The organism is Candidatus Infernicultor aquiphilus (assembly GCF_002784285.1).
GTDB lineage: Bacteria > Atribacterota > Phoenicimicrobiia > Phoenicimicrobiales > Phoenicimicrobiaceae > Infernicultor > Infernicultor aquiphilus.
Map to the genome: position 1 here is coordinate 1 of NZ_PFKO01000043.1, position 2,080 is coordinate 2,080.

Below are 2,080 nucleotides of genomic sequence, written 5' to 3' on the forward strand. Positions count from 1 at the left end.
CTATGCACAAATAAATGATAGAGGTATCCGTTTTGAGAATATGATTGGCTTAGAGCTATACAGGGCAATTTTGAATTGGAACGATTTGGGATTAGGAGATTTTTCCATGCATTATATTCGCAATAAAGAAAAAGAAGAAATTGATTTTCTGATTTGTAAAGATCAACATCCTACACTGCTGATTGAATGTAAGCTATCAGATGAAAATATCTCCAATAGCTTGATTAAATTTCAGAATACGCTCGATATACCTGCTATTCAGTTGGTAAATAAACCACAGGTCGGAAGAATAGTTACCAATCAAAAAAATAAGATTTTAATCATATCTGCTCCCCGGTGGTTGTCTTTTTTGCCGTAATGTTTGGTTATGAAAAGGGAAATGGGCTTAAAGGGAAAGGGGGTCAAATCTTTATTCTTGACAGTTAATTTAATTAACTGTCAAGAATAAAGATTTGACCCCGATACTTCCGGTACTTTAAAATAAGTGAAGCAAAACAAGAAAAGGAGATAAAGAATTGAACGCAATAAAGTTGTTGCAGTATGTAGTTTTTTTCTGTTGGACTGTTTTCTCCATTTTTGTTATTCTGGAGATCATGGGGCAATTTTATAGACCTCAAAGGGGAAAGAAAAAAGCTGAAAATGTGGAGTGTGTCCTGGTATCTGTAGCTAACTACAAAGTGAAGAAATCTCTATTAGAGTGCATCGCCTATACCAAAGAGAAACTAGATAATCACTTGTGGTTATTAGTTGATGAGGGAAGTGAATCTATCCCTCAGTTTCAGGAAAATTCGTTAGTTATTGTTCCTGCGTCTTATCGTAAGGATTTAATAGGAAAGGGGAGGGCCATAAACTACTTTATAGAGAAAGAAGTGCAACCTGACAAATGGTATGCGTTTATTGATGATGACCACTTGATTCTGGACGACAGTTTTCTTTATGAGATACCATATTACGAAGAGAGGGGTTATGTAGCTATGAATCCAGTGCTTTTTCCTAGAAAGGGGAAAAGCACACTCACCTATATTATGGATTTTATACGCTACTTTAATGATTTGACAATGTTCCGGTTCTTCACCGGATTTTTAAAACAACCTCTTGCCGGGCTTCATGGAGAACTTCTTACGGTCAAAGGAAAGGTATTAAAAGAAATTGGCTATGGTAATCCCTCTATAGTTGAAGATTTTCGTTTTGCTTCAGAACTTGTCCGGAGGGGTTATAAAACCTGGCAATCAAATACTAAGGTATCTATAAAATCTCCCAATTCTATTGGTGATTTGATTAAGCAGAGAGGACGATGGTTTAAGGGTATAGCTATGGAATGGAAATATTGTCCACTTTTAATGAAAGAAATAACAGGCTTGAAATTGCTTATTTGGGTTTTGGGAATATTTGGTTCATGGGCAATGGTACCCCTATGGTTTTTCTGGAAACCCCTATGGTTTTTCTGGGAACCCGCCTTCTGGTTTTCTTTTCCTGGAAGCCTATACTATTGGGTAATCTATCTTTATGGGGTAATGATGTCAAAAAAACCTTACTACTTTTTTTTGATCCCTCTTTTTGGCATTTTTGAGTCTATATCAGCCTACGCAGGATTAAGGCAGAAGGGGTTTGTAGTGATTGACAAAAATTAGGTATAAACGGAATGAAGAGGGCCATTCCCTAATGTATATGTCTGGAAAGAAAATTTTGCGTGATAGGGGACGGAAAAAAAGCAACAAAAATGAAAGGCAAACGTTATTAATGATCAATAGAATTAATTATAGACCCTGGTTAAACCCAGGTAAAAATAAGGAGAAAACGAGGAGGATATTTTGCTTACTGGCCCTTGTGGTTGTTATCCTGGCCTTTCCCGCCGCAGGAACGTGTAATGCAACAGCGGCGATAAAACTGGGTAACGAGGTCTTGCTGGAAAGCTATTACCACCTTATCGAAGGCAAAAAGGTGGGATTGGTTACCAATCAAACAGGTGTGAACAGCCGGGGGATTAGTTTTATCGATATTCTAGCCGTCACCGAGGGCACCAAACTGGTCGCCCTTTATGCTCCCGAGCACGGTATCGACGGGACCGCCAGAGGCGGGG

2 protein-coding genes and 1 pseudogene are annotated in these 2,080 nt (G+C 38.4%); all 3 read left to right on the forward strand.

Translation table 11 applies throughout. The features are described 5' to 3' along the window. A pseudogene (locus COZ07_RS01350) lies at positions 1 to 358 on the forward strand (ATP-binding protein); the annotation flags it as partial. Positions 359 to 515: 157 nt separating this feature from the next. Beyond that, entirely contained in the window at positions 516 to 1,631 is a 1,116-nt protein-coding gene (locus COZ07_RS01355; protein WP_406606806.1) for a glycosyltransferase, read from the forward strand. Positions 1,632 to 1,668: 37 nt separating this feature from the next. Continuing rightward, a partial coding sequence (locus tag COZ07_RS01360) for an exo-beta-N-acetylmuramidase NamZ domain-containing protein (RefSeq protein WP_406606807.1) occupies positions 1,669 to 2,080 on the forward strand: 412 nt, incomplete at its 3' end.